Annotated in this window: 23 protein-coding genes; 13 read left to right on the forward strand and 10 right to left on the reverse strand. The window is 66.7% G+C overall.

Going from position 1 to position 20,475, the window contains the following annotated elements:
* Positions 1-123 precede the first annotated feature (123 nt).
* The gene (locus tag ACWDUN_RS06090) at positions 124-1,164 is read left to right on the forward strand and encodes an Ldh family oxidoreductase (protein WP_449925807.1); all 1,041 of its coding nucleotides are present in this window, start codon (positions 124-126) and stop codon (positions 1,162-1,164) included.
* 11 nt (positions 1,165-1,175) lie between these two features.
* On the opposite strand, the gene ACWDUN_RS06095 is transcribed toward ACWDUN_RS06090, so the two are convergent.
* Genes ACWDUN_RS06095 through ACWDUN_RS06105 form a run of 3 tightly spaced genes read right to left on the reverse strand, consistent with a single transcriptional unit; the run spans position 1,176 to position 3,282 of the window.
* Positions 1,176-1,667: a DinB family protein gene (locus ACWDUN_RS06095; protein ID WP_449925810.1), complete on the reverse strand. Its 492-nt coding sequence runs from the start codon at positions 1,665-1,667 to the stop codon at positions 1,176-1,178.
* Complete coding sequence (locus tag ACWDUN_RS06100) at positions 1,664-2,455, reverse strand: thioesterase family protein (RefSeq protein WP_449925813.1); 792 nt, start codon at positions 2,453-2,455, stop codon at positions 1,664-1,666. Before ACWDUN_RS06100 ends, ACWDUN_RS06095 begins: the two co-directional genes overlap by 4 nt.
* The gene (locus ACWDUN_RS06105) at positions 2,452-3,282 is read right to left on the reverse strand and encodes a RecB family exonuclease (protein WP_449925816.1); all 831 of its coding nucleotides are present in this window, start codon (positions 3,280-3,282) and stop codon (positions 2,452-2,454) included. The genes ACWDUN_RS06100 and ACWDUN_RS06105 overlap by 4 nt, the downstream gene beginning before the upstream one ends.
* A gap of 73 nt (positions 3,283-3,355) precedes the next feature.
* Here ACWDUN_RS06105 and ACWDUN_RS06110 point away from each other — a divergent pair, with 73 nt between their 5' ends.
* A complete protein-coding gene (locus tag ACWDUN_RS06110; RefSeq protein WP_449925818.1) occupies positions 3,356-4,192 on the forward strand; it encodes a tRNA (adenine-N1)-methyltransferase in 837 nt (278 codons plus the stop codon).
* A 3-nt stretch (positions 4,193-4,195) separates the two neighbouring features.
* On the opposite strand, the gene ACWDUN_RS06115 is transcribed toward ACWDUN_RS06110, so the two are convergent.
* The 3 genes from ACWDUN_RS06115 to ACWDUN_RS06125 form a co-directional block, all read right to left on the reverse strand.
* On the reverse strand, positions 4,196-4,492 hold the full coding sequence (locus ACWDUN_RS06115; protein WP_449925820.1) for a DUF503 domain-containing protein: 297 nt from the start codon (positions 4,490-4,492) through the stop codon (positions 4,196-4,198).
* A gap of 3 nt (positions 4,493-4,495) precedes the next feature.
* Positions 4,496-5,005 carry a hypothetical protein gene (locus ACWDUN_RS06120; RefSeq protein WP_449925823.1) on the reverse strand — a complete coding sequence of 170 codons (510 nt, stop codon included), beginning with the start codon at positions 5,003-5,005 and terminating at the stop codon, positions 4,496-4,498.
* Between the two features lie 61 nt (positions 5,006-5,066).
* Entirely contained in the window at positions 5,067-5,552 is a 486-nt protein-coding gene (locus ACWDUN_RS06125; protein WP_449925826.1) for a hypothetical protein, read from the reverse strand.
* Positions 5,553-5,708: 156 nt separating this feature from the next.
* Here ACWDUN_RS06125 and arc point away from each other — a divergent pair, with 156 nt between their 5' ends.
* Positions 5,709-7,523: a proteasome ATPase gene (arc, locus tag ACWDUN_RS06130; protein WP_449925829.1), complete on the forward strand. Its 1,815-nt coding sequence runs from the start codon at positions 5,709-5,711 to the stop codon at positions 7,521-7,523.
* Here arc and ACWDUN_RS06135 read toward each other — a convergent pair.
* From ACWDUN_RS06135 to ACWDUN_RS06145, 3 genes are all read right to left on the reverse strand, one after another.
* Positions 7,511-7,903 (reverse strand): LysR substrate-binding domain-containing protein, encoded by a 393-nt coding sequence (locus ACWDUN_RS06135; protein WP_449925832.1) that lies wholly within the window; start codon positions 7,901-7,903, stop codon positions 7,511-7,513. The genes arc and ACWDUN_RS06135 overlap by 13 nt on opposite strands.
* A gap of 151 nt (positions 7,904-8,054) precedes the next feature.
* Complete coding sequence (locus tag ACWDUN_RS06140; protein WP_449925835.1) at positions 8,055-8,348, reverse strand: DUF732 domain-containing protein; 294 nt, start codon at positions 8,346-8,348, stop codon at positions 8,055-8,057.
* Positions 8,349-8,549: 201 nt separating this feature from the next.
* Entirely contained in the window at positions 8,550-9,692 is a 1,143-nt protein-coding gene (locus tag ACWDUN_RS06145; protein WP_449926316.1) for a hypothetical protein, read from the reverse strand.
* Positions 9,693-9,767: 75 nt separating this feature from the next.
* On the opposite strand from ACWDUN_RS06145, the gene ACWDUN_RS06150 reads away from it, so the two are divergent.
* The gene (locus ACWDUN_RS06150; protein ID WP_449925837.1) at positions 9,768-11,144 is read left to right on the forward strand and encodes a sensor histidine kinase; all 1,377 of its coding nucleotides are present in this window, start codon (positions 9,768-9,770) and stop codon (positions 11,142-11,144) included.
* Here ACWDUN_RS06150 and ACWDUN_RS06155 read toward each other — a convergent pair.
* Positions 11,120-11,794 (reverse strand): response regulator transcription factor, encoded by a 675-nt coding sequence (locus ACWDUN_RS06155; RefSeq protein WP_449925840.1) that lies wholly within the window; start codon positions 11,792-11,794, stop codon positions 11,120-11,122. The genes ACWDUN_RS06150 and ACWDUN_RS06155 overlap by 25 nt on opposite strands.
* 558 nt (positions 11,795-12,352) lie before the next feature.
* On the opposite strand from ACWDUN_RS06155, the gene ectA reads away from it, so the two are divergent.
* From ectA to pafA, 9 genes are all read left to right on the forward strand, one after another.
* On the forward strand, positions 12,353-12,916 hold the full coding sequence (ectA, locus tag ACWDUN_RS06160; RefSeq protein WP_449925843.1) for a diaminobutyrate acetyltransferase: 564 nt from the start codon (positions 12,353-12,355) through the stop codon (positions 12,914-12,916).
* Positions 12,917-12,988: 72 nt separating this feature from the next.
* Positions 12,989-14,287: a diaminobutyrate--2-oxoglutarate transaminase gene (gene ectB, locus ACWDUN_RS06165; RefSeq protein ID WP_449925846.1), complete on the forward strand. Its 1,299-nt coding sequence runs from the start codon at positions 12,989-12,991 to the stop codon at positions 14,285-14,287.
* A gap of 21 nt (positions 14,288-14,308) precedes the next feature.
* The gene (locus tag ACWDUN_RS06170; RefSeq protein ID WP_449925848.1) at positions 14,309-14,707 is read left to right on the forward strand and encodes an ectoine synthase; all 399 of its coding nucleotides are present in this window, start codon (positions 14,309-14,311) and stop codon (positions 14,705-14,707) included.
* Entirely contained in the window at positions 14,704-15,603 is a 900-nt protein-coding gene (gene thpD, locus ACWDUN_RS06175) for an ectoine hydroxylase (protein WP_449925851.1), read from the forward strand. The genes ACWDUN_RS06170 and thpD overlap by 4 nt, the downstream gene beginning before the upstream one ends.
* Before the next feature lie 34 nt (positions 15,604-15,637).
* Entirely contained in the window at positions 15,638-17,146 is a 1,509-nt protein-coding gene (dop, locus tag ACWDUN_RS06180; protein WP_449925854.1) for a depupylase/deamidase Dop, read from the forward strand.
* Between the two features lie 74 nt (positions 17,147-17,220).
* Positions 17,221-17,415, forward strand: coding sequence for a ubiquitin-like protein Pup (locus ACWDUN_RS06185; protein WP_083054794.1), 195 nt, complete (start codon positions 17,221-17,223; stop codon positions 17,413-17,415).
* Complete coding sequence (prcB, locus tag ACWDUN_RS06190; protein WP_449925858.1) at positions 17,412-18,260, forward strand: proteasome subunit beta; 849 nt, start codon at positions 17,412-17,414, stop codon at positions 18,258-18,260. The genes ACWDUN_RS06185 and prcB overlap by 4 nt, the downstream gene beginning before the upstream one ends.
* 1 nt (position 18,261) lies before the next feature.
* Entirely contained in the window at positions 18,262-19,020 is a 759-nt protein-coding gene (gene prcA / locus ACWDUN_RS06195) for a proteasome subunit alpha (RefSeq protein WP_449925861.1), read from the forward strand.
* Positions 19,021-19,101: 81 nt separating this feature from the next.
* Positions 19,102-20,460 (forward strand): Pup--protein ligase, encoded by a 1,359-nt coding sequence (gene pafA, locus ACWDUN_RS06200; RefSeq protein ID WP_449925863.1) that lies wholly within the window; start codon positions 19,102-19,104, stop codon positions 20,458-20,460.
* Positions 20,461-20,475: the final 15 nt, after the last annotated feature.

A 20,475-nucleotide genomic window follows, 5' to 3' on the forward strand; every position in this document is an offset into this window, starting at 1 on the left:
GCTTCTTCATTCTAAATGAAGAAATGATCTCTTCTCTTAACTCACGGAGCGTGACAGATTCGGTGCCTCAACCACTCCAGCCCGACTGCCAACCGCACCGGTGCACGTTCGACAGGACCTCCAATGAAGACCCGTTCCATCGCCGTCGAAGATCTCCACACCCTGGCCTGCTCAGCTCTGACGCAAGGTGGTGTCCCGGCGACCGACGCCGCCGACATCGCCGACGTCCTCGTCGCGGCGGACCTTTTCGGCATCCATACCCACGGCGTTGCGCGGATTCCCCAGTACCTGAACAGGGTGAACCTCGGCGGAGTCAATGCCCGGCCGAACATCACCGTCCACGATCCCGCCCCGTCGATTCGAATGATCAACGGGGACAACGGTATCGGCCCACTCGTCGGCCGTCGCGCGTTGCTCGCGGCTCTCGAGGCGGCGGCGACGACGGGGGTCGGCGTCGCGTTCGTGAAGGGCAGCAATCACTTCGGCCCGGTGATGCCGTATCTGTTCGAGGCCGCCGGTCGCGGTTTCGCCTCGATCATCGCAAGCAATGCCACCACGACCATCGCGCCTTGGGGCGGTAAGGCCACCAAGGTCGGGAACAACCCCCTGGGGTGGGGGGTGCCCAGCGGAGATGACGAACCCATTCTGTTCGACGTCGCACTGAGCGTCGTCGCTCGGGCGAAGATCCGCGCGGCGGCCGCCGCCGGCACGAAGATTCCCACGACCTGGGCCACCGACGCCGACGGTGTCCCGACCGATGATCCCGCGGCAGCACTGGCCGGCTTCCTCCAGCCGATCGCCGGTCACAAGGGCTACGGGTTGTCGGTGATGGTGGATCTGTTCGCCGGACTGTTGTCCGGTGCGTCCTATCTGGACCGCATCAGTTCCTGGAGCGCCCATCCCGAGGTGCCGCAGGACCTTGGCCACTTCTTTCTGGTGATCGACACTTCAACGTTCTGCAGCACTGATGAATTACGGAGTCGTACAGCGGATTTCCGGCAGCGCCTGATCGACACGCCGGCCGCTGACCCGGCCTCGCCGGTGCGGCTGCCCGGTCAGCTGGAACTCCAGAACTGGAAGCGCCAGCGCCGCGACGGTGTGGAGATTCCGGCCAGCGATCTCGATCGGATGCATGAGCTCAGCGCGGTACGGTCGATCAACTGAACCGATTTCATCTAGCACAGGGCGCGCAGAAGTCTCAGCTGACCGATCTCGGCAACGTTCTTCATCAACTCGACGTTCAGCCAGGATGCGGTGTGGGCCAAGGATTTCGGCTGATCCCACGGATACGGGACGGGTTGGGCGAGGTCGGCGTCGGACAGCACCGTCCGCCACACGTCGGCGAGCTCGCGAATCCGCTGGACCGCAGCGGCCCCACTGCCCGGCCAGTGCACCTCGGTGTGCGCCGGCACATGGTCACCAGCCAATGCAGCCAACGTCGCGGACCACCACCAGTCGATGTGCCAGCTCAGCCAGGCGATGGTCGGCACCGGAATCGGATCGAGTTCGGCCGTGGTGAAATCCGGTCGCCAGATCCCGTCGGCGCCCCGGTGCACCGTCCATACGTTTGCCGACGGCTCCCATAGGAAGTCTTCTTCGGCCAGCGCACTCAGATGAAGCTCGGCCAATCCCCAGACCAGGTCGAACTGTTCGCTCAGGATGGTCACAGACGCTGCACCAGCAGCGTCTGCGCGGCGGTGCCGATGAAGCCATCACGGTCGAAGATCTCGGCGGTGGTGGCCCCGATACCGTCGGGGCCTATCGAACCCCGGGCGCGCAGCGCAAAATCATTGCCGCGCGGGGCCCGGTGCAGGTGTACCGCGGTATCGGTGTTCATGAATACGAACTCGTTCGGATCGAGCGCGGCGCCCACTCCGTTGGCGGAGTCGACCACCTGCGCCAGCCGCTGCAACGCTGTCGTTGGTTCATCGTCGATCAAGGGCACCAGCGGTCCCATCCAGGAAACCGCCGCCTCTCCCGGATCACTGTGCTGCCGACGCCAACTCACGGTCTCGAGGTAGCCGGGGGCACCCGACCAGGCGTGCGGGGTGTCCACCGCTGCGCCCTCGGTCAGTGGGTGGTACCGGTCGGTCGCGGCGTCGGCGGTATCGCTGGTGGCCAGCAGCCAGGCGCTCACCCGGGCCACCGGGCGATCCGGTCGTTCGACGGTACTCATCTCGGCGACGGCCATCGCGATGCGGGCGCCCGGCCGCTCCACCCAGGCCCGCACCCGCACCGGGGCCACCGGGATTGCCCCCAGGATGTCGAGCACCAGTCGGCCTACCCGCAGCTGCGGGCGGTCTGCGAACAGGTCCTCGATGGCCCTGGTCAACAACGCCAACGGCGGCGAGCCGTGCTGGATGCGGGGATCCCAGTTGCTGGCGGTGCCGATGGTCGACTCGAACACGCCGATATCGCCGTCGGTACCGATCCGGCGGTAGTGCGGTGAGCTCACTCGGCCACCTGCGGCCAGCCCGGATACGCCGGCGGGGTGCCACCGAATTCGGGGCACAGCGCCTGGTGGGCGCACCAGGCGCACAACCGCGATTTCTTGGCCCGGAAATCGCCTGTGCTACCGGCGGATTGGATGGCCTTCCAGATGGCCGTCAGGGTCCGCTCGAAGCGGGTCAACTCGTCGACGTCGGGGGAGTAGTCGAGCACCTGGCCGTCGGCGAGATAGATCAGCCGCAGCCGGGCTGGCAGCACCCCGCGTGACCGCCACAGCGCCACCGCGTAGAACTTCATCTGGAACAGCGCCTGAGCCTCGGCCAGCGCCCACAGTTCCGAGGGTGACTTGCCGGTCTTGTAGTCGACCACCCGCATCTCGCCGGTGGCCGCCACATCGATGCGGTCGACGAACCCGCGCAGCAGCGTGCCGTCGGCGAGTTCGACCTCGACGCGCTGCTCGCAGCTGTGCGGGTCGAAGCGGGTCGGATCCTCCAGCCGGTAGTAGCCCGACAGCAGCTTGCGGGCGTCGCGCAGCAGCTCGACCCGCAGTTGCGCGTCGAGCTGCTGACCGGCTTCGGCGGTCTCGGCCGCGATGCGCTCCAGCGCGGGGTCGACGAGTGACAGCGCCGTGTCGTGCACACGCTGTGCGGCGGGCAGTGCGTAGAGCTCCTCGAGCGCGGCATGTACCACCGAACCGCGCAACTGGGCCGGTGACACCGGCTCGGGCAGCCGGTCGATCGCCCGGAACCGGTACAGCAGTGGGCACTGCTTGAAATCACCGGCTCGGGACGGGGACAGGGCGGGCCGCCGGCCGGTTGCAGCTGGGGCGCTCATACCGCAAGCCTATGCCCGGGCCCCGACAATCCCGGGAAATCGCGCGGCAGCGCGTCTGGCAGGCTAGACCCTCGTGGCAATCACTGGTCCGTTCGTCATCGGCGATCGTGTGCAACTCACCGACGCCCGGGGGCGGCACTACACGTTGGTACTCAGCCCTGGCGCGGAGTTCCACACCCATCGCGGCGCGATCCCGCACGACAGCGTGGTCGGTCAGCCCGAGGGCAGCGTCGTGAAATCCACCAACGGAGACCCGTTCCTGGTGCTGCGGCCGCTGTTGATCGACTACGTGCTCTCGATGCCGCGCGGCGCTCAGGTCATCTACCCCAAGGACGCCGCCCAGATCGTGCACGAGGGCGATATCTTCCCCGGCGCAAAGGTGCTGGAGGCCGGTGCCGGGTCGGGCGCGCTGACCTGCTCGTTGCTGCGCGCCGTCGGGCCGACCGGGCAGGTGATCTCCTACGAGGTGCGTGACGATCACGCCGTGCATGCCATCCGCAATGTCGAGACGTTCTTCGGGGAGCGCCCGGCGAATTGGGATCTGCGCATTGCCGACCTGAACGAGTACCCGGCCGACGCTGAGCAGGTGGACCGCGTGGTGCTGGACATGCTGGCCCCATGGGAAGTGCTCGGCACCGTCTCGGACGCACTGGTCGCCGGCGGGGTGCTGATCGTCTACGTCGCCACCGTCACCCAGCTGTCCCGAACCGTCGAGGCACTGCGCGAGCAGCAGTGCTGGACGGAGCCGCGATCATGGGAGACCATGCAGCGCGGCTGGAACGTGGTCGGCCTGGCGGTGCGGCCACAACACAACATGCGAGGGCATACCGCGTTCCTGATCAGCGCCCGCAAGCTGGCTCCCGGGACGGTGACGCCGACGCCGCTGAAACGTCGCAAGCAGCAGGTCTGACAGCTAGTCGTCGTCGCTGCGGGACATCCCGCGGCGCGCCGACAGCAGCTCGATCTCCGGGCGGGCGGCGACCAGTCGCTCGGCCGAGTCCAGCACCTCGACCACATGTGCGCGGTCGGCGGCGACGACCGCCACGCCCACCCCCGCGCGCCGGTGCAGGTCGAGGTGTCCCGTCTCGGCGGCGCTCACCTCGAACCGGCGGCGCAGCTCGGCCACGATGGGACGGACCACCGACCGTTTCTGCTTGAGCGAGTGCACATCACCGAGCAGCAGATCGCACTCCAGCCAGCCGATCCACATCGGTCAGCGGGGCGGCTCGGGCAGCGGGGTCTGCGCCTGCATCTCGAGCAGTTGGTCGGCGGTCTCGCGGGTCAGCTGCCAGGCACCCTCGTGCAGGGCGAATTGCATGGGAAAGGTGAACGGGGTGGCGCCCGGGACGGGGTTGACCGGCGCCACGGTGACGGTGGCCACCACGTCGCCGTATTCGGTGGCCGACCAGGTCAGATCGGCGGCCTGGAAGCTCAACGGGGCCAGGCCGGCATCGACGGTGGCCTTGGCGAATCGGTCGAGCGCGGCCGCATCGTCCGCGGTGGCGAATTGCACCAGTGCCACCTTCTGCGCACCGGGAACCGAAGGGTCGGCCAGCCGGCTGAGCACGCCGGTCAGCGCCTCGGGGGCCGGCAGCGGTGCGGCCGGGGCACCGGCGGTCAGCGAGGCCGCGGCCGACGGTGTCGTCGGCTCGGGTGCCGGCGGGACGGGATCGGCGGCACACCCCGACAGCAAGAGCGCCGCCACCGAGGTGACGGCGCTCAATGCCCGCTTCGAGGCGAGCGAAGCGACGGGGGACGATCCAGTGCGGCGCATCGCCTCGCGGTCAGCCGGCCGCCGAGAGCAGCGCGAGTGCGGACTGCTTGGAGACCTGCCAGCCGGTGGGGCTCGGTCCGGCGACGAAGGTGACGGGCTGGGTCGCCGTGCCGCCGGTGGCGGCGGTGGCCGTCACATTGGCGGTCGCGACCGGGCCGTTGATGTCGATGTCGGCGACGTTGAAGGTCAGCGGGAATTTACCCTCACGCGCCGCGTTGTTGTAGGCGCGGTCGGCGGCGATCGACTCGATTCGGCCGATGCCGCCCTGGATGTAGGGCGCCTTGCCGGAGAACGAACCGGGGCCGGCGAGCACCGTCAGCGTCTGCACCAGCGGGGCCTGCAATTCGGGTGCGGGCAGTTGCGGCAGCGGGGTATCCCACACGACAGGGGTGATCGCCGGGGCTGCGACCGACGACACGCCCGCCGCTGCAGCGGTAACCGCGCCCGCCGCAGCGGCGCTGGTTACGAAGGCGGTGACGAGGGTTTTGAGGTGCACAGTGGTCCTTTCAGGTCCATCCCGACGGGGCCGAGTATCAAGAGAGGTTAACAGCGTTGCTGGTGTGTCGAATTCCTAGACCGCACACAAAGGCTGAATCGCCGGTAGCGTTGAAGTTGTTACTGCACCAACATTCGGTGCGGGAGGGAGCGCAACATGAGTGAATCCGAGCGTTCGGGCTTGTCCGCCGAAGATGCTGCCGAACTGGAGAGGTTGCGCCGCGAAGCTGCGGCTCTACGAGAACAACTCGAGCAGGCGGTAGGAGCCGGTAGCGGGTTGCGGACCGCACGCGATGTCCAGCAGCTCGAGGCGCGCATCGATTCGCTGGCTGCGCGCAACGCCAAGTTGATGGACACCCTCAAGGAGGCCCGCCAGCAACTGCTCGCCCTGCGCGAGGAGGTCGACCGCCTCGGTCAGCCCCCGAGCGGTTACGGCGTGCTGCTGGCCACCTACGAGGATGAGACCGTCGACGTCTTCACCTCGGGACGCAAGATGCGGCTGACACTGTCGCCCAATATCGAGGCGGCATCGCTCAAGCAGGGCCAGACGGTCCGGCTGAACGAGGCGCTGACGGTCGTGGAGGCAGGCACGTTCGAGGCGGTCGGTGAGATCAGCACCCTGCGTGAGGTTCTGTCCGACGGACATCGCGCGCTGGTCGTGGGCCATGCCGACGAGGAGCGCATCGTGTGGCTGGCCGAACCGCTGGTCGCCGCGGAGTTCCTGCCCGAGGGCACCGAGATCGCGGCGGTCGACGAACTCGACGGCGATCAGCCGCGCAAGCTGCGTCCCGGGGACTCGCTGCTGGTCGACACCAAGGCCGGGTATGCGTTCGAGCGCATCCCCAAGGCCGAGGTGGAAGATCTGGTGCTCGAGGAGGTGCCCGATGTCAGCTACGGCGATATCGGCGGCCTGACCCGGCAGATCGAGCAGATCCGCGATGCCGTCGAGCTGCCCTTCCTGCACAAGGATCTGTACCGCGAGTACGCGCTGCGCCCGCCCAAGGGTGTGCTGCTCTACGGTCCGCCCGGGTGCGGTAAGACGCTGATCGCCAAGGCGGTGGCCAACTCACTGGCCAAGAAGATGGCCGAGTTGCGTGGCGAGGAGTCCCGAGAAGCCAAGAGCTACTTCCTCAACATCAAGGGTCCCGAGCTGCTCAACAAGTTCGTCGGTGAGACCGAGCGGCACATCCGGCTGATCTTCCAGCGCGCCCGGGAGAAGGCGTCAGAGGGCACTCCGGTGATCGTGTTCTTCGACGAGATGGATTCGATCTTCCGCACCCGCGGTACCGGCGTCAGCTCCGATGTGGAGACCACCGTCGTGCCGCAGCTGCTGTCCGAGATCGACGGTGTCGAAGGGCTGGAGAACGTCATCGTGATCGGCGCCTCCAACCGCGAGGACATGATCGATCCGGCGATCCTGCGGCCGGGACGTCTGGACGTGAAGATCAAGATCGAACGCCCGGATGCCGAAGCCGCCCAGGACATCTTCAGCAAGTACCTCACCGAGGACCTGCCGGTCAACGCCGACGATCTGGGTGAGTTCGGCGGCGACCGAGCCCTCACCGTGAAGTCGATGATCGAAAAGGTCGTGGACCGGATGTACGCCGAGATCGACGACAACCGGTTCCTGGAGGTCACCTATGCCAACGGTGACAAGGAAGTCATGTACTTCAAGGACTTCAACTCCGGCGCCATGATCCAGAACGTCGTGGACCGCGCGAAGAAGTACGCCATCAAGTCGGTGCTGGAGACCGGCTCGAAGGGCCTGCGGATCCAGCACCTGTTGGATTCGATCGTCGACGAGTTCGCCGAGAACGAGGACCTGCCCAACACCACGAATCCGGATGACTGGGCGCGCATCTCGGGCAAGAAGGGTGAGCGGATCGTCTACATCCGGACCCTGGTCACCGGCAAGAGTTCGTCGGCCAGCCGGGCCATCGATACCGAGTCGAACCTGGGTCAGTACCTCTGATCGACGACACCGGCGGCGATCGTGCGTAGCTCCTCGAGCACCAGCGCGATCGCCGGCCGGCCGTCGGCACCGGCAAGCGTCACCGCCTCGATGCGGCGCGCCAACCGGATGTCCGCGATGGGCCGTCGCACGAGATCGCGCGAGCACCACGTAGCGAGGCAGCAGGGCGATGCCCATGCCACCCCGTACCAGTTCCTCGGCCACCCGGAATCGTTGATGCGCTGCGCGATCGGTGGGTTCACCCCGGTAACCGTGGCGATCGACTTGGAGACGTCGTCCACCATCAGTCCACCCTCGACACCGATCCAGTCCTGATCGGCGAGTTCGGACAGCCGCAGTTCGGGCCGGCCCGCAAACGGATGTCCGGGCCACAGCAGCACATCGAGCGGTTCACGCAGTCAACGTCGTCGAGGTGAACCGCGGTCCCCAGCCCGTGGTGTCGCGGTCGTCACGGTGCACGACGACGATGTCGAACTCGGTGAGCTGTTGCGGGCCAGCGGCGACCGGTACACAGATCAGCTACCACTCAGTTCAGCACAGGTGCACGATCGCCGTCTTGTACAGGAAGTTCGCATCCTCGTAGTTGACGTTCTCATTGGTGTTTTCGTAGATCGCGTCGAGCGTGACCTGCATGGGCACACCATTGGCGAGGTCCTCGCAGACCGAGTATCCGAGTTCGAGCGCGACATCCTGTGCGGTGTCGCCGTACCCATACTCGGTCAGTGCGGTGAAATAACCGGTCTCGTCGGCGGCCGCGGGTGCCGCGGTGGCGAGTCCGATTGCCAGCGCGGCAGCGCCGACCGGGAGCATGAGCAGTTTCTTCATGATGGAGCCCCCTCTTCCGTGCTGCGCAGTGGTCACGTGGTCACAGGATGGTCACCGGTGATGCGCAGCAATTCGGCAGTGTAGAACTCCACGAGCGGTTGCGCACGGCAAACTTGTCGATCTTGATTCTCCGACGTTGACGGGCGGCGCAGACCATGGAGAACGAATCTCAGTAATCACCAGGTCTGTCAATACGCCGGATCAGCGCCGCGACTCCATCTCCAGGTAGGCATCGCGTCCGGCCAGGCTCACTGCGACGTCGGCGATCAGGGGCTCGAAGAACCGCTGCCGGTAGAGCGGATCGACACTGGTGCTCACGGTGAAGTACAGCCCCGACAGCACGGCAACGAACAGCGACGTGTGCACCATCGTCTGCGGTATCGGGATGTGCACGCCGAACCACGTTCCCGCGCACGGTGGTTGACCTACCGCGCAGCTCTCCTCGCCCGCCCACAGCACCGTCACCTCGTGCGGGATCGCGATGATGCCGAGCGCGAGGAAGAACGCGAACAGACCGGCGGTGAACAGCACCACCTGAATCGCCTGCGACACCACCATCACGGCCACCACGTTGACCTGTTCGGCCCGCGACAGGGGTGTGCGGGCCGGCTGATGGCCGATCGGCGGAGCCAGCGGGGTGCCGGCCAGCAGCCGCGCCGGATCGGTCTGTTCGGCCCGATCCTCACGCAACGCCTGCACCTCGTCACGAATGGTCGTCACCATGAAAACCAGAGCCACCAAAGCCAGGAAACCTATTGTTTCCCAAAGCCGTTGACGCGTCATCCGAGCTGCCAGCTGCCACAGCTCACCGGTGAAATAAACCACCACGGTCAACATCAACAGCGGCAGCGCACGGCTCATCAGGGTGCCGAGCGCGCCCAGTTGCACCCAGGCGAATCGAAAGGCCCACGCCGCGATCGAACCGAAGCCCAGATAGGTCAACCAGATGGCCACGATGGAGATCAGCACGAACAGCGGCGCCTCCGCGGCCGTCGCGGCCGACCAGCCGTTCACCGTCACCGGCATCACCACCACGAAGATCGCCATCACCAGCCAGGCACCCCAGCGGCGCACCATCTCACCGAGCGCGGTGTCGCGCCGGTGCAGCGCGTACAGCACGAAGGGCGCGGCCATCAACACGGCCGCAATCACACCGAGTCGCAGCGCATAACCGTAGTCGGCGCCGTCGCCGGTGACCTCGGCCAGCAGCATGGTGACCGCGGTCAGCGCCCCGACCGCGCTGATCATCGGCGCCGATCGCTCGATCAGGCGCCGGGAGCGCACCCGGCGGGTCAGCACCAGCGGCAGCCCGCGGTGCAGGAACCACTCGTGCACCTGTTTGATGTCGGCCACCGCAGTATTGTGCGCACGCGGGATGTCTTCTCCGGCCCGGACGCGCCGATCAGGCACAGTGGTCGCATGCGACGCATGCCGGCCCGACCCGGAGACTGGGGGATCTCCGCGCGCTCGGCGTTCGTCGCCGCCAGCGTCGTGCTGGGCGCCCTGGCGGTGACCGCCGTCGTGGTGGCCTGGGTGCTGTACCAGACGATGCTCACCGGGGTGGACAACGCCGCGGCCGCGCGGGTGGCCCGCGTCGCGCAGGTGATCGCGACCGGAGGGCCGGGCGGCCTGGACGCCGAACTGCTGTCCACCGATACCAGGATCCTGGCGGTGCAGGTCATCGACGACGAGGGTGATGTCGTGCGCCGGTCGCCCGGGGCGCCCGACACCCCGCTCATCCCGGCCGATCAGGTCGGTCCGGGCCCACTGGTCGGGATGCCAGAACATGATTCGGCCCTGGGGCAGATCCGGTTCAGCGCCCAGACCATCGCCGGGCCCGACGACGAGCGGTACACCATCGTCGTCGGCGAGGGCAGCCGGGCGGTCGCCTCGACGGTCATCACGGTCATCGGAGCCCTGGCGGTGGCGGCCCCCGTCGTGATCGGAGTGTCCGCTGCCGCAACCTATCTGCTGGTTCGTCGCTCGATGCGATCGGTCGACGAGATCCGCTCCCGGGTTGCCGCCATCACCACCTCCGACCTGACGGGTCGGGTCCCGGTTCCCGACAGCCGCGACGAGATCGCCGCGCTGGCGGTGACCATGAATGAGATGCTGGCCCGTGTCGAGGCCGGCCACGCCGCGCAGCAACGGTTCGTGGGGGATGCCTCCCACGAACTGCGCAGTCCGCTGGCGACAATCATCTCAGCGCTTGAGGTGGCTGCGGCGCACCCGGAGCTGCTCAACGACGATCTGGCGCAACACACGCTGATGCCCGAGGCGCAGCGGATGCGGTCGTTGATCGACGATCTGCTGTTGCTGGCCCGCGCCGACGAGCGCGGCTGGAGCCTGCGCCGCGATGATGTCGATCTCGACGACCTGGCCGCCACCGAGGTCGATCGGCTCCGACGGGAGACCGCCTGCAAGGTGCTGGCCACCATCCGGCCGGCCCGGGTCAGCGGCGATTCCGCCGCGCTGGCCCGCGTGCTGCGCAATCTGTTGGACAACGCGGCACGACATGCGGCCTCGGTCGTCGAGATCGAGATGCGCACCACCGACGGTCAGGTGGTGTTGACCATCGGCGACGACGGTCCGGGCATCCCGGCGGGGGACCGGTTACGGGTCTTCGACCGTTTCGTCCGCCTCGACGAGGGACGGTCGCGCGACGCCGGGGGAACCGGCCTGGGGCTGGCAATCGTCTCGGAGATCGTGGCCGCACACCGCGGCCGGGTGTATATCGAGGATCGTCCCGACGGCGGCACCCGGGCCGTGGTTCAGTTGTCGTCGGCCAGTCGGTAGCCGACTCCGCGGATGGTCTCGATGGTGCTGGTGCCGAACGGAATGTCGATCTTGCGGCGCACGTAGCCGATATAGACCTCGACGACATTGTCCGGACCGTCGTAGTGGGCATCCCAGACGTTGCGCAGGATGTCGGCCTTGGTGACGGCGACGTTCTTGTTGCGCATCAGGTATTCCAGCAGCCCGAACTCGCGCGGCGTCAGCGACAGTGCCTTGTCGCCACGCTGCACGGTGCGCCGGCCGGGGTCGATCGACAGCGATCCCGCCGTGAGCACCGGCGGCTGGTGCGGCGCCGCCCGGCGGACCAGCGCGCGCAGCCGGGCCACCAGCACGATGAACGAGAACGGTTTCGTCAGATAGTCGTCGGCGCCCAGATCGAAGGCATCGGTCTGGTCGTACTCGCCGTCCTTGGCGGTCAGCATCAGCACCGGCGTCCACACCGATTTCGCGCGCATCCGGCGCAGTACCTCGTATCCGTTGAGGCCGGGCAACATGATGTCGAGCACCACGACATCGAAATCGTTCTCGCTGGCCTGCCACAGCCCGTCGACCCCATTGGCGGCCTCCACGACGACGAATCCCTCGGCGCGCAGTCCGATGGCCAGGGTGGAACGCAGCCGAGGCTCGTCCTCGACGATCAGCACTCTCATAACGCCTCTTTGTCCTACGGTTCCGGTCGCAGCGGCGCCGGCCCGTATGCGCGCAGAGGTCGGCGCGTCACGCTGTGCACCGGCCCCCCATGCCAGGGTGTCAACGATGAGCATGAAGGTGTGCGGACCACGTGGCGCGCCGACGGTCTGGCGGTTCGGTGACTCCTTTACCTGCTGTTTTCACCGTACGGCATATCCGGTGACGTTAGCGTCAGTCGGTCCGTCCGCGCCGGGGATTCGGACAGTTGCCCGCCGCGATTGCGCGGTGCGCGGCCACCACGACGCGCCGGGCACCGCACCGGCCGTACAAGCACGCCGGAACGTGAGGTCGGCCACTATACGCCGGGAAAGATCACGATTGGATAACAGACTGACAGGCGAATATTTGCTGCCATCGCCGCAGATACGCGCAGGTGACAGCGCTCAACGGTCGCGTGAACCGGCTGCCGGACGGCCGACTCGAAGGGTTGATCGAAAAGTTACGTGTGCATACGGTCGGGGTACCGAAGACGTGAACTGACAAGATCGAAATCTGCTCGGTGGTGACTCTTACTGAATATGAACGGCTTGACGACAGCTCCGGACAACTCGGCCGGAGCCGATGAGATCGAAGCGCAGACACTGCGCCGTCCACAAGGCTCCGACGCCATCGCGATCCGGCGCATCGTCGCCGAAACCGGTGTGCTGGACCTGAATTCGACCTATGCGTACCTGCTGCTGGCCACCGACTTCGCCGACACCTCGATAGTCGCCGAAGTCGACGGCGAGCTGCAGGGCTTCATCACCGGCTATCAACCGCCACAACGCCCCGGCGTACTGTTCGTGTGGCAAGTGGCCGTCGCGCCGGCCGCTCAGGGCAACGGCCTGGCGGCCGCGATGCTCGACGATCTGGTGCACCGCATCCGATCCGAACAACACGGTCACCCACTGACCGTGGAGGCCACGGTGGCACCGGACAACGCCCCCTCACGGGCCTTCTTCGGCGCATTTGCCCGCCGGCACGGTGTTCCGCTCAGCGAGCATCCGCACTTCACCGCCGAACAACTCGACCCCGACCTGGCGCACGCCGACGAGCCCCTGCTTCGCATCGGGCCGCTGGCCGCACCACTGGTTACCGACTGATCGACACTGCCCGCCAGGCAGTGCACCACACCATCTCGCCGAGATGGCTGAAATCCATTGGAGGGTAATACCTTGCTGCTCGAATCAACCCTGCTCGACGACGCCGCGTCGCTGACCGAGTCGAATCTCCCCGACGTCTACGCGTCGGTGGAATCCGAGGTGCGCAGCTATTGTCGGGCCTGGCCGACCACGCTGGTCACCGCCAAGGATTCCTGGGTCACCGACACCGAAGGCCGCAAATTCCTCGATATGTTCGCCGGCGCAGGCGCATTGAACTACGGGCACAACAACCCCGTGCTCAAGGATGCGCTGCTGGACTACCTCGCCGGTGACGGCATCGTGCACTCGCTCGACATCGCCACCACCGCCAAACAGCAGTTCCTGGAGGCGTTCGACCGGCTGATCCTGACACCGCGCGGGCTGGACTACAAGATTCAGTTCCCCGGACCGACCGGCACGAACGCTGTGGAGGCGGCACTGAAGCTGGCTCGCAAGGTGACCGGCCGCGAGTCGATCATCAGCTTCACCAACGCCTTTCACGGGATGACGCTGGGATCGCTGTCGGTGACCGGTAATTCGATGAAGCGTGCCGGCGCCGGCATCCCGCTGGTGCACGCCACCCCGATGCCCTATGACAACTACTTCGGTGGCGTCACCGAGGACTTCCACTGGTTCGAGCGAGTTCTCGACGACTCCGGCAGCGGACTCAACCGGCCCGCGGCGGTCATCGTCGAGACCGTGCAGGGGGAGGGCGGCCTGAATGTCGCACGGCTGGAATGGCTTCAGGAACTCGCGGCGCTGTGCCGAAAGCGCGAGATCCTGCTGATCGTCGACGATGTCCAGATGGGCTGCGGTCGCACCGGCGGGTTCTTCAGCTTCGAGGCGGCCGGTATCGTGCCCGATATCGTCACCCTGTCCAAGTCCATCAGCGGATATGGCCTGCCGATGGCGCTGACCCTGTTGCGCCGCGATCTGGACGTGTGGACCCCCGGTGAGCACAACGGCACCTTCCGCGGGCACAACCCGGCGTTCGTCACCGCCACCAAGGCGCTCGAAACCTACTGGTCGGACACGAAGTTCGCACAGCAGACGGCCGACAAGGGCAAACTGCTGCGCGAGGGACTGGACCGGATCGCGGCCGCGCACGACGGGGTCTCGGCGCGCGGGCGCGGTATGGCCCAAGGCCTTCGCTTCGACAACGCCGAACTGGCCGAACAGGTGTGCCGAGCCGTGTTCGAACGCGGAGCCCTGATGGAGACCAGCGGACCCTCCGATGAGGTGGTCAAACTGCTTCCGCCACTGACCACATCGAGCGATGACCTGGAATCGGGCCTGGAGATCCTGGCCGAGTCCGTCGCCGCCACCGTCTAGAACACCGAGGAGTTCATTGTCATGATTGTGCGTACCACTGCCGAGATCACCGGCACCGAGCGCGATGTCGCTGCCGGTGCATGGCGATCCAAGCGGATCATCCTGGCCGGTGACGGAGTCGGGTTCTCCTTCCACGAAACCGTCATCCAGACGGATTCGGTCAGCGAGTTCCACTACCAGCACCATGTGGAAGCGGTCTGGGTCATCGAGGGTGCCGGCACCCTGACAGATCTGGAGACCGGTCAGGTGTACGACCTCGGGCCGGGGACGATGTACCTGCTCAACGGCCATGAGCGACACCGCGTCACGTGCACCGACCAACTGCGGATGCTGTGTGTGTTCAACCCGCCGGTGGTCGGTGACGAGGTGCACGACGAGACCGGCGCCTACCCTGCACCACGGGAGGCTGCGTCTGCATGAGTTCGGCTGTACTGCAACCTTTGCATGATCCGTACCCGAGCAGGCTCGACCACGCGATCACGCCGATCGAACGCCAGGATCCGGTGGTGTGGGGCGGTACCGACGGCCCGCTCGGTGCCGCCGACATCGACGCCTACACCGAGGGCGGGTACCTGATCCGACCCGAAACCGTCGCCGCGGACACTGTCACGCCGTTGGGCAACGAGATCGACCGGCTGGCCGCCGACCTCGGCTCCGATGATCCGCGCGTCATCCGGGAGCCGCGCGGGACCATCCGCTCGATCTTCCAACCGCACCTGCTCAGCGAGTTGATCGCCGATGTGGTGCGCCTCGACACGGTGCTGCCGGTGGCGCGGCAGTTGCTCGGCAGCGATGTCTATATCCATCAGGCCCGGATCAACCTGATGCCAGGTTTCACCGGGTCCGGGTTCTACTGGCACTCCGATTTCGAGACCTGGCACGCCGAGGACGGTATGCCGCGCATGCGGGCGGTGTCCTGCTCGATCGCGCTGACCCGCAACTATCCCTACAACGGGTCGCTGATGGTGATCCCGGGGTCGCACCGCACGTTCTACCCATGTGTCGGCGCCACCCCCGACAATCACCATCAGCAGTCGCTGGTCGCCCAACAGTTCGGCGTACCCGATGAGAACACCCTGACCAAGGCCGTCGATCAGTGCGGCATCGATCAGTTCACCGGCGCGGCGGGCACGGCGCTGTGGTTCGACTGCAACCTGCTGCACGGCTCGGGATCGAACATCACCCCGCTGCCGCGGTCCAACGTCTTCCTGGTGTTCAACTCGGTGGAGAACCGGCTGCTCGATCCCTATGCGGCGGATGGGATCCGACCCGAGCATCTGGCGGCACGCGAGACAGCCGCACCGGTGACGCGCTGACCGGCCGCCACGGCACGTCGCCTAGGCTTCTCGTATGCAACGGATCATCGGCACCGAGGTCGAATACGGCATCTCCTCGCCGTCGGACCCCACGGCCAATCCGATCCTGACCTCCACGCAGGCCGTGCTGGCCTACGCGGCGGCGGCCGGACTGCAGCGCGCGAAGCGCACCAGATGGGACTACGAGGTGGAGTCGCCATTGCGCGACGCCCGCGGATTCGATCTGTCCCGCACCACCGGACCCGCCCCGATCGTCGACGCCGACGAGGTCGGCGCGGCCAACATGATCCTGACCAACGGGGCGCGGCTGTACGTCGACCATGCGCACCCCGAGTACTCGGCTCCCGAGGTCACCGACCCGCTGGATGCGGTGATCTGGGACAAGGCCGGCGAACGTGTCATGGAGGCCGCCGCCCGCCATGTGGCCAGCGTGCCGGGTGCGGTCAAGCTGCAGTTGTACAAGAACAACGTCGACGGCAAGGGTGCGTCCTACGGCACCCACGAGAACTACCTGATGTCACGGCAGACCCCGTTCTCCGCGGTCATCGCCGGGTTCACCCCGTTCCTGGTGTCCCGTCAGATCGTCACCGGCTCGGGCCGCGTCGGTATCGGTCCCTCCGGTGACGAGCCGGGTTTCCAGCTGTCCCAGCGCGCCGATTACATCGAGGTCGAGGTCGGCCTGGAGACCACGCTCAAACGCGGCATCATCAACACCCGCGACGAACCGCATGCCGACGCGGACAAGTACCGCAGGCTGCACGTCATCATCGGCGACGCCAACCTGGCCGAGACATCGACCTACCTCAAGGTCGGCACCAGCTCGCTGGTGCTCGATCTCATCGAGGAGGGCCCGGCACACGGTATCGACCTCTCCGATCTGGCACTGGCGCGCCCGGTGCACGCCGTGCACGTCATCAGCCGGGACCCGTCGCTGCGCGCCACCGTCGCGCTGGCCGACGGTCGCGAGCTGACCGCGCTTGCGCTGCAACGGATCTATCTGGACCGGGTTGCCAAACTTGTCGAGGCCCGTGACCCCGACCCGCGGGCCGACCATGTCGTCGAGACCTGGGCACACGTCTTGGATCTGCTGGAGCGCGATCCCATGGAATGCGCGGAGATCCTGGACTGGCCGGCCAAGTTGCGACTGCTCGACGGATTCCGCCAGCGCGAGAACCTGTCCTGGTCCGCCCCGCGGCTGCACCTGGTCGACCTGCAGTACTCCGACGTGCGCCTGGACAAGGGCCTGTACAACCGCCTGGTGGCGCGGGGTTCCATGCAGCGTCTGGTCACCGAACAACAGGTGCTCGACGCCGTCGACAACCCGCCCACCGATACCCGGGCGTACTTCCGCGGTGAATGCCTGCGCCGGTTCGGCGCCGATATCGCCGCGGCGAGTTGGGACTCGGTCATCTTCGACCTCGGTGGGGATTCGCTCGTCCGGATCCCTACCCTGGAGCCGCTGCGGGGGAGCAAGGCGCATGTCGGTGCGCTGCTGGACTCGGTGGACAGTGCCGTCGAACTCGTCGAGCAGCTCACCAACTAACCTTCGCTATCCCCAGCTTTATCGGTGTCGACCGGTAATGTGAAAGAACCGGACAGAGCAATCAGGAGGCAGCGATGGCTCAGGAGCAGACCAAGCGTGGCGGTGGCGGCGGTGAGGATGACGACGTTCCCGGCGCATCGGCAGCCGGGCAGGAGCGCCGCGAGAAGCTGGCCGAGGAGACCGACGATCTGCTCGACGAGATTGACGACGTCCTGGAAGAGAACGCAGAGGACTTCGTGCGTGCCTACGTGCAAAAGGGTGGCCAGTGACGGGTTGGTCGCATAAACCGTTCCCCGACAGTCTCGATCTCACCCCAGCTCATCTGAACCTCTCGTCGTTCTCCGATTTCCTGAGTCGGCAGGCGCCGCAGTTGCTTCCGGGCGGCCGTGGTGCCGCCGGCGGCCCAGGTACCGATCTGCCGCACGGCACGACGATCGTGGCGCTGAAATTCCCCGGCGGTGTCCTGATCGCCGGTGACCGGCGCGCCACCCAGGGCCACATGATCGCCAGCCGCGACGTGCAGAAGGTGCACATCGCCGACGATTACGCGGCCACCGGCATCGCGGGCACGGCGGCCATCGCCGTCGAATTCGCCCGGCTCTACGCCGTCGAACTGGAGCATTACGAAAAGGTCGAGGGTGTGCCGCTGACCTTCCGCGGCAAGGTGAACCGGCTGGCCACCATGGTGCGCGGCAATCTCGGTGCGGCCCTACAGGGCTTCGTCGCGCTGCCGCTGCTGGTCGCCTTCGACATCGACGACCCCGATATGCAGAACGCCGGGCGCATCGTGTCCTTCGATGCGGCCGGCGGCTGGAACATCGAGGAGGAGGGCTACCAGGCGGTGGGCTCGGGCTCGCTGTTCGCCAAGTCCTCGATCAAGAAGCTCTACCCCCAGGTGACCGACGCCGACTCCGCCCTGATGGCGGGGATCGAGGCGCTCTACGACGCCGCCGACGACGATTCGGCGACCGGCGGTCCCGATCTGGTGCGCGGTATCTACCCGACCGCGGTGCTGATCAGTTCCGCGGGGGCCGAGGAGGTCACCGAGGCCAGGATCGCCGATCTGGCCAGGCAGGTCATCGAGAAACGGACGCGCGCGGGCGGTAACGGCTGATATGAGTTTTCCCTATTTCATCTCGCCCGAACAGGCGATGCGTGAGCGGTCCGAGCTTGCCCGCAAAGGCATCTCGCGTGGTCGGAGCGTGGTGGTGCTGGCCTATGACAGCGGTGTGCTGTTCGTCGCCGAGAACCCGTCGCGGTCGCTGCAGAAGATCAGCGAACTCTACGACCGGGTCGGCTTCGCCGCCGTCGGCCGGTTCAACGAGTTCGACAAGCTGCGCGTGGCCGGCATCCAATTCGCCGACACCCGCGGCTACGCCTACGACCGCCGGGACGTGACGGGTCGCCAGCTGGCCAACGTGTACGCCCAGGCGCTCGGCACCATCTTCACCGAGCAGGCGAAACCCTTCGAGGTGGAACTCTGCGTGGCCGAGGTTGCGCACTACGGCGAATCGAAAGCCCCTGAGCTGTACCGGATCACCTATGACGGGTCGATCGCCGACGAGCCGCATTTCGTGGTGATGGGCGGCACCACCGAACCGATCGCCACCGCGCTGGCCGAGTCCTACACCGAGAACGCCAACCTGGCCGATGCGGTCACCATCGCGGTGAACGCGCTGCGGGCCGGCATCGCCGGTTCGGGCAACGGTGGCGAGACCCGGGTGCTCGGACCGTCCACCATGGAGGTCGCCGTCCTGGACGCCAATCGTCCGCGCCGCGCCTTCCGCCGGATCACCGGTGCGGCGCTGGAGGCACTGGTGCCCGCCGCGGACGGCGGAAGCGACGCCGATCCGGAGCCGCCGCCCGCACAGTAGGTCGCGCCCACCCGCGACCGGAAACGAATACCGGCGAGGCTTGCCCACCGATACCGTGAACCACCCCGTAAGCTCGACTTTGTGCAGCGACGGATCATGGGTATCGAGACGGAATTCGGTGTGACCTGCACGTTCCACGGTCACCGCCGGCTCAGCCCCGACGAGGTTGCCCGCTATCTCTTCCGGCGGGTGGTGTCCTGGGGCCGCAGCTCCAACGTCTTCCTGCGGAACGGGGCCCGGCTCTACCTCGATGTGGGCAGCCACCCCGAGTACGCGACCGCCGAGTGCGACAACCTGGCCCAACTGGTCACCCACGACCGGGCCGGCGAGCGGGTGTTGGAGGACCTGCTCATCGATGCCGAGCAGCGCCTCGCCGATGAGGGCATCGGCGGGGACATCTACCTGTTCAAGAACAACACCGACTCCGCGGGCAACTCCTACGGCTGCCACGAGAACTATCTGATCGTGCGGGCCGGCGAGTTCTCCCGCATCTCCGACGTGCTGCTGCCCTTCCTGGTGACCCGCCAGTTGATCTGTGGTGCCGGCAAGGTGTTGCAGACCCCGAAGTCGGCGACCTACTGCCTGTCGCAGCGCGCCGAACACATCTGGGAGGGCGTCTCCAGCGCGACGACGCGCAGCCGTCCCATCATCAACACCCGTGACGAACCGCATGCCGACGCCGAGAAGTACCGTCGACTGCACGTCATCGTCGGGGACTCCAACATGTGCGAGTCGACCACCATGCTCAAGGTCGGCACGGCATCGCTGGTGCTGGAGATGATCGAGGCCGGCGTGGCGTTCCGGGACTTCTCGCTGGACAACCCGATCCGGGCCATCCGGGAGGTCAGTCACGACCTGACCGGGCGCCGCCCGGTGCGGCTGGCCGGCGGGCGCCAGGCCAGCGCGCTGGACATCCAGCGCGAGTACTACGGCCGGGCCGTGGAGTACCTGCAGACCCGCGAACCCAACACCCAGATCGAGCAGGTGGTCGATCTGTGGGGCCGCCAACTCGACGCCGTCGAGTCCCAGGACTTCGCCAAGGTCGACACCGAGATCGACTGGGTCATCAAACGAAAGCTGTTCCAGCGTTATCAGGATCGCTACGACATGGAGCTGTCCGATCCGAAGATCGCCCAGCTGGATCTGGCCTATCACGACATCAAACGCGGCCGCGGTGTGTTCGACCTGCTGCAGCGCAAGGGTCTGGCGGCCCGGATCACCACCGACGAGGAGATCGAGGCCGCGGTCAACACCCCGCCGCAGACCACCCGGGCCAAGCTGCGCGGCGAGTTCATCAGCGCCGCACAGGAAGCGGGCCGCGATTTCACCGTCGACTGGGTGCACCTCAAGCTCAACGACCAGGCCCAGCGCACGGTGCTGTGCAAGGATCCGTTCCGGTCGGTGGACGAACGGGTGAAGCGCCTCATCGCGAGCATGTGAGCGTCGCGCACGGTC

Source organism: Mycobacterium sp. NPDC003323, from assembly GCF_053589535.1.

Excerpts from the sequence above, each read along its gene's own strand:
- ACWDUN_RS06090 (WP_449925807.1), top strand. The coding sequence starts at position 124 with ATGAAGACCCGTTCCATCGCCGTCGAAGATCTCCACACCCTGGCCTGC.
- ACWDUN_RS06105 (WP_449925816.1), bottom strand. The coding sequence starts at position 3,282 with ATGAGCGCCCCAGCTGCAACCGGCCGGCGGCCCGCCCTGTCCCCGTCC.
- ACWDUN_RS06115 (WP_449925820.1), bottom strand. The coding sequence starts at position 4,492 with ATGTGGATCGGCTGGCTGGAGTGCGATCTGCTGCTCGGTGATGTGCAC.
- arc (WP_449925829.1), top strand. The coding sequence starts at position 5,709 with ATGAGTGAATCCGAGCGTTCGGGCTTGTCCGCCGAAGATGCTGCCGAA.
- ACWDUN_RS06140 (WP_449925835.1), bottom strand. The coding sequence starts at position 8,348 with ATGAAGAAACTGCTCATGCTCCCGGTCGGCGCTGCCGCGCTGGCAATC.
- ACWDUN_RS06150 (WP_449925837.1), top strand. The coding sequence starts at position 9,768 with ATGCGACGCATGCCGGCCCGACCCGGAGACTGGGGGATCTCCGCGCGC.
- ACWDUN_RS06155 (WP_449925840.1), bottom strand. The coding sequence starts at position 11,794 with ATGAGAGTGCTGATCGTCGAGGACGAGCCTCGGCTGCGTTCCACCCTG.
- ectA (WP_449925843.1), top strand. The coding sequence starts at position 12,353 with ATGAACGGCTTGACGACAGCTCCGGACAACTCGGCCGGAGCCGATGAG.
- ACWDUN_RS06170 (WP_449925848.1), top strand. The coding sequence starts at position 14,309 with ATGATTGTGCGTACCACTGCCGAGATCACCGGCACCGAGCGCGATGTC.
- thpD (WP_449925851.1), top strand. The coding sequence starts at position 14,704 with ATGAGTTCGGCTGTACTGCAACCTTTGCATGATCCGTACCCGAGCAGG.
- dop (WP_449925854.1), top strand. The coding sequence starts at position 15,638 with ATGCAACGGATCATCGGCACCGAGGTCGAATACGGCATCTCCTCGCCG.
- ACWDUN_RS06185 (WP_083054794.1), top strand. The coding sequence starts at position 17,221 with ATGGCTCAGGAGCAGACCAAGCGTGGCGGTGGCGGCGGTGAGGATGAC.
- prcA (WP_449925861.1), top strand. The coding sequence starts at position 18,262 with ATGAGTTTTCCCTATTTCATCTCGCCCGAACAGGCGATGCGTGAGCGG.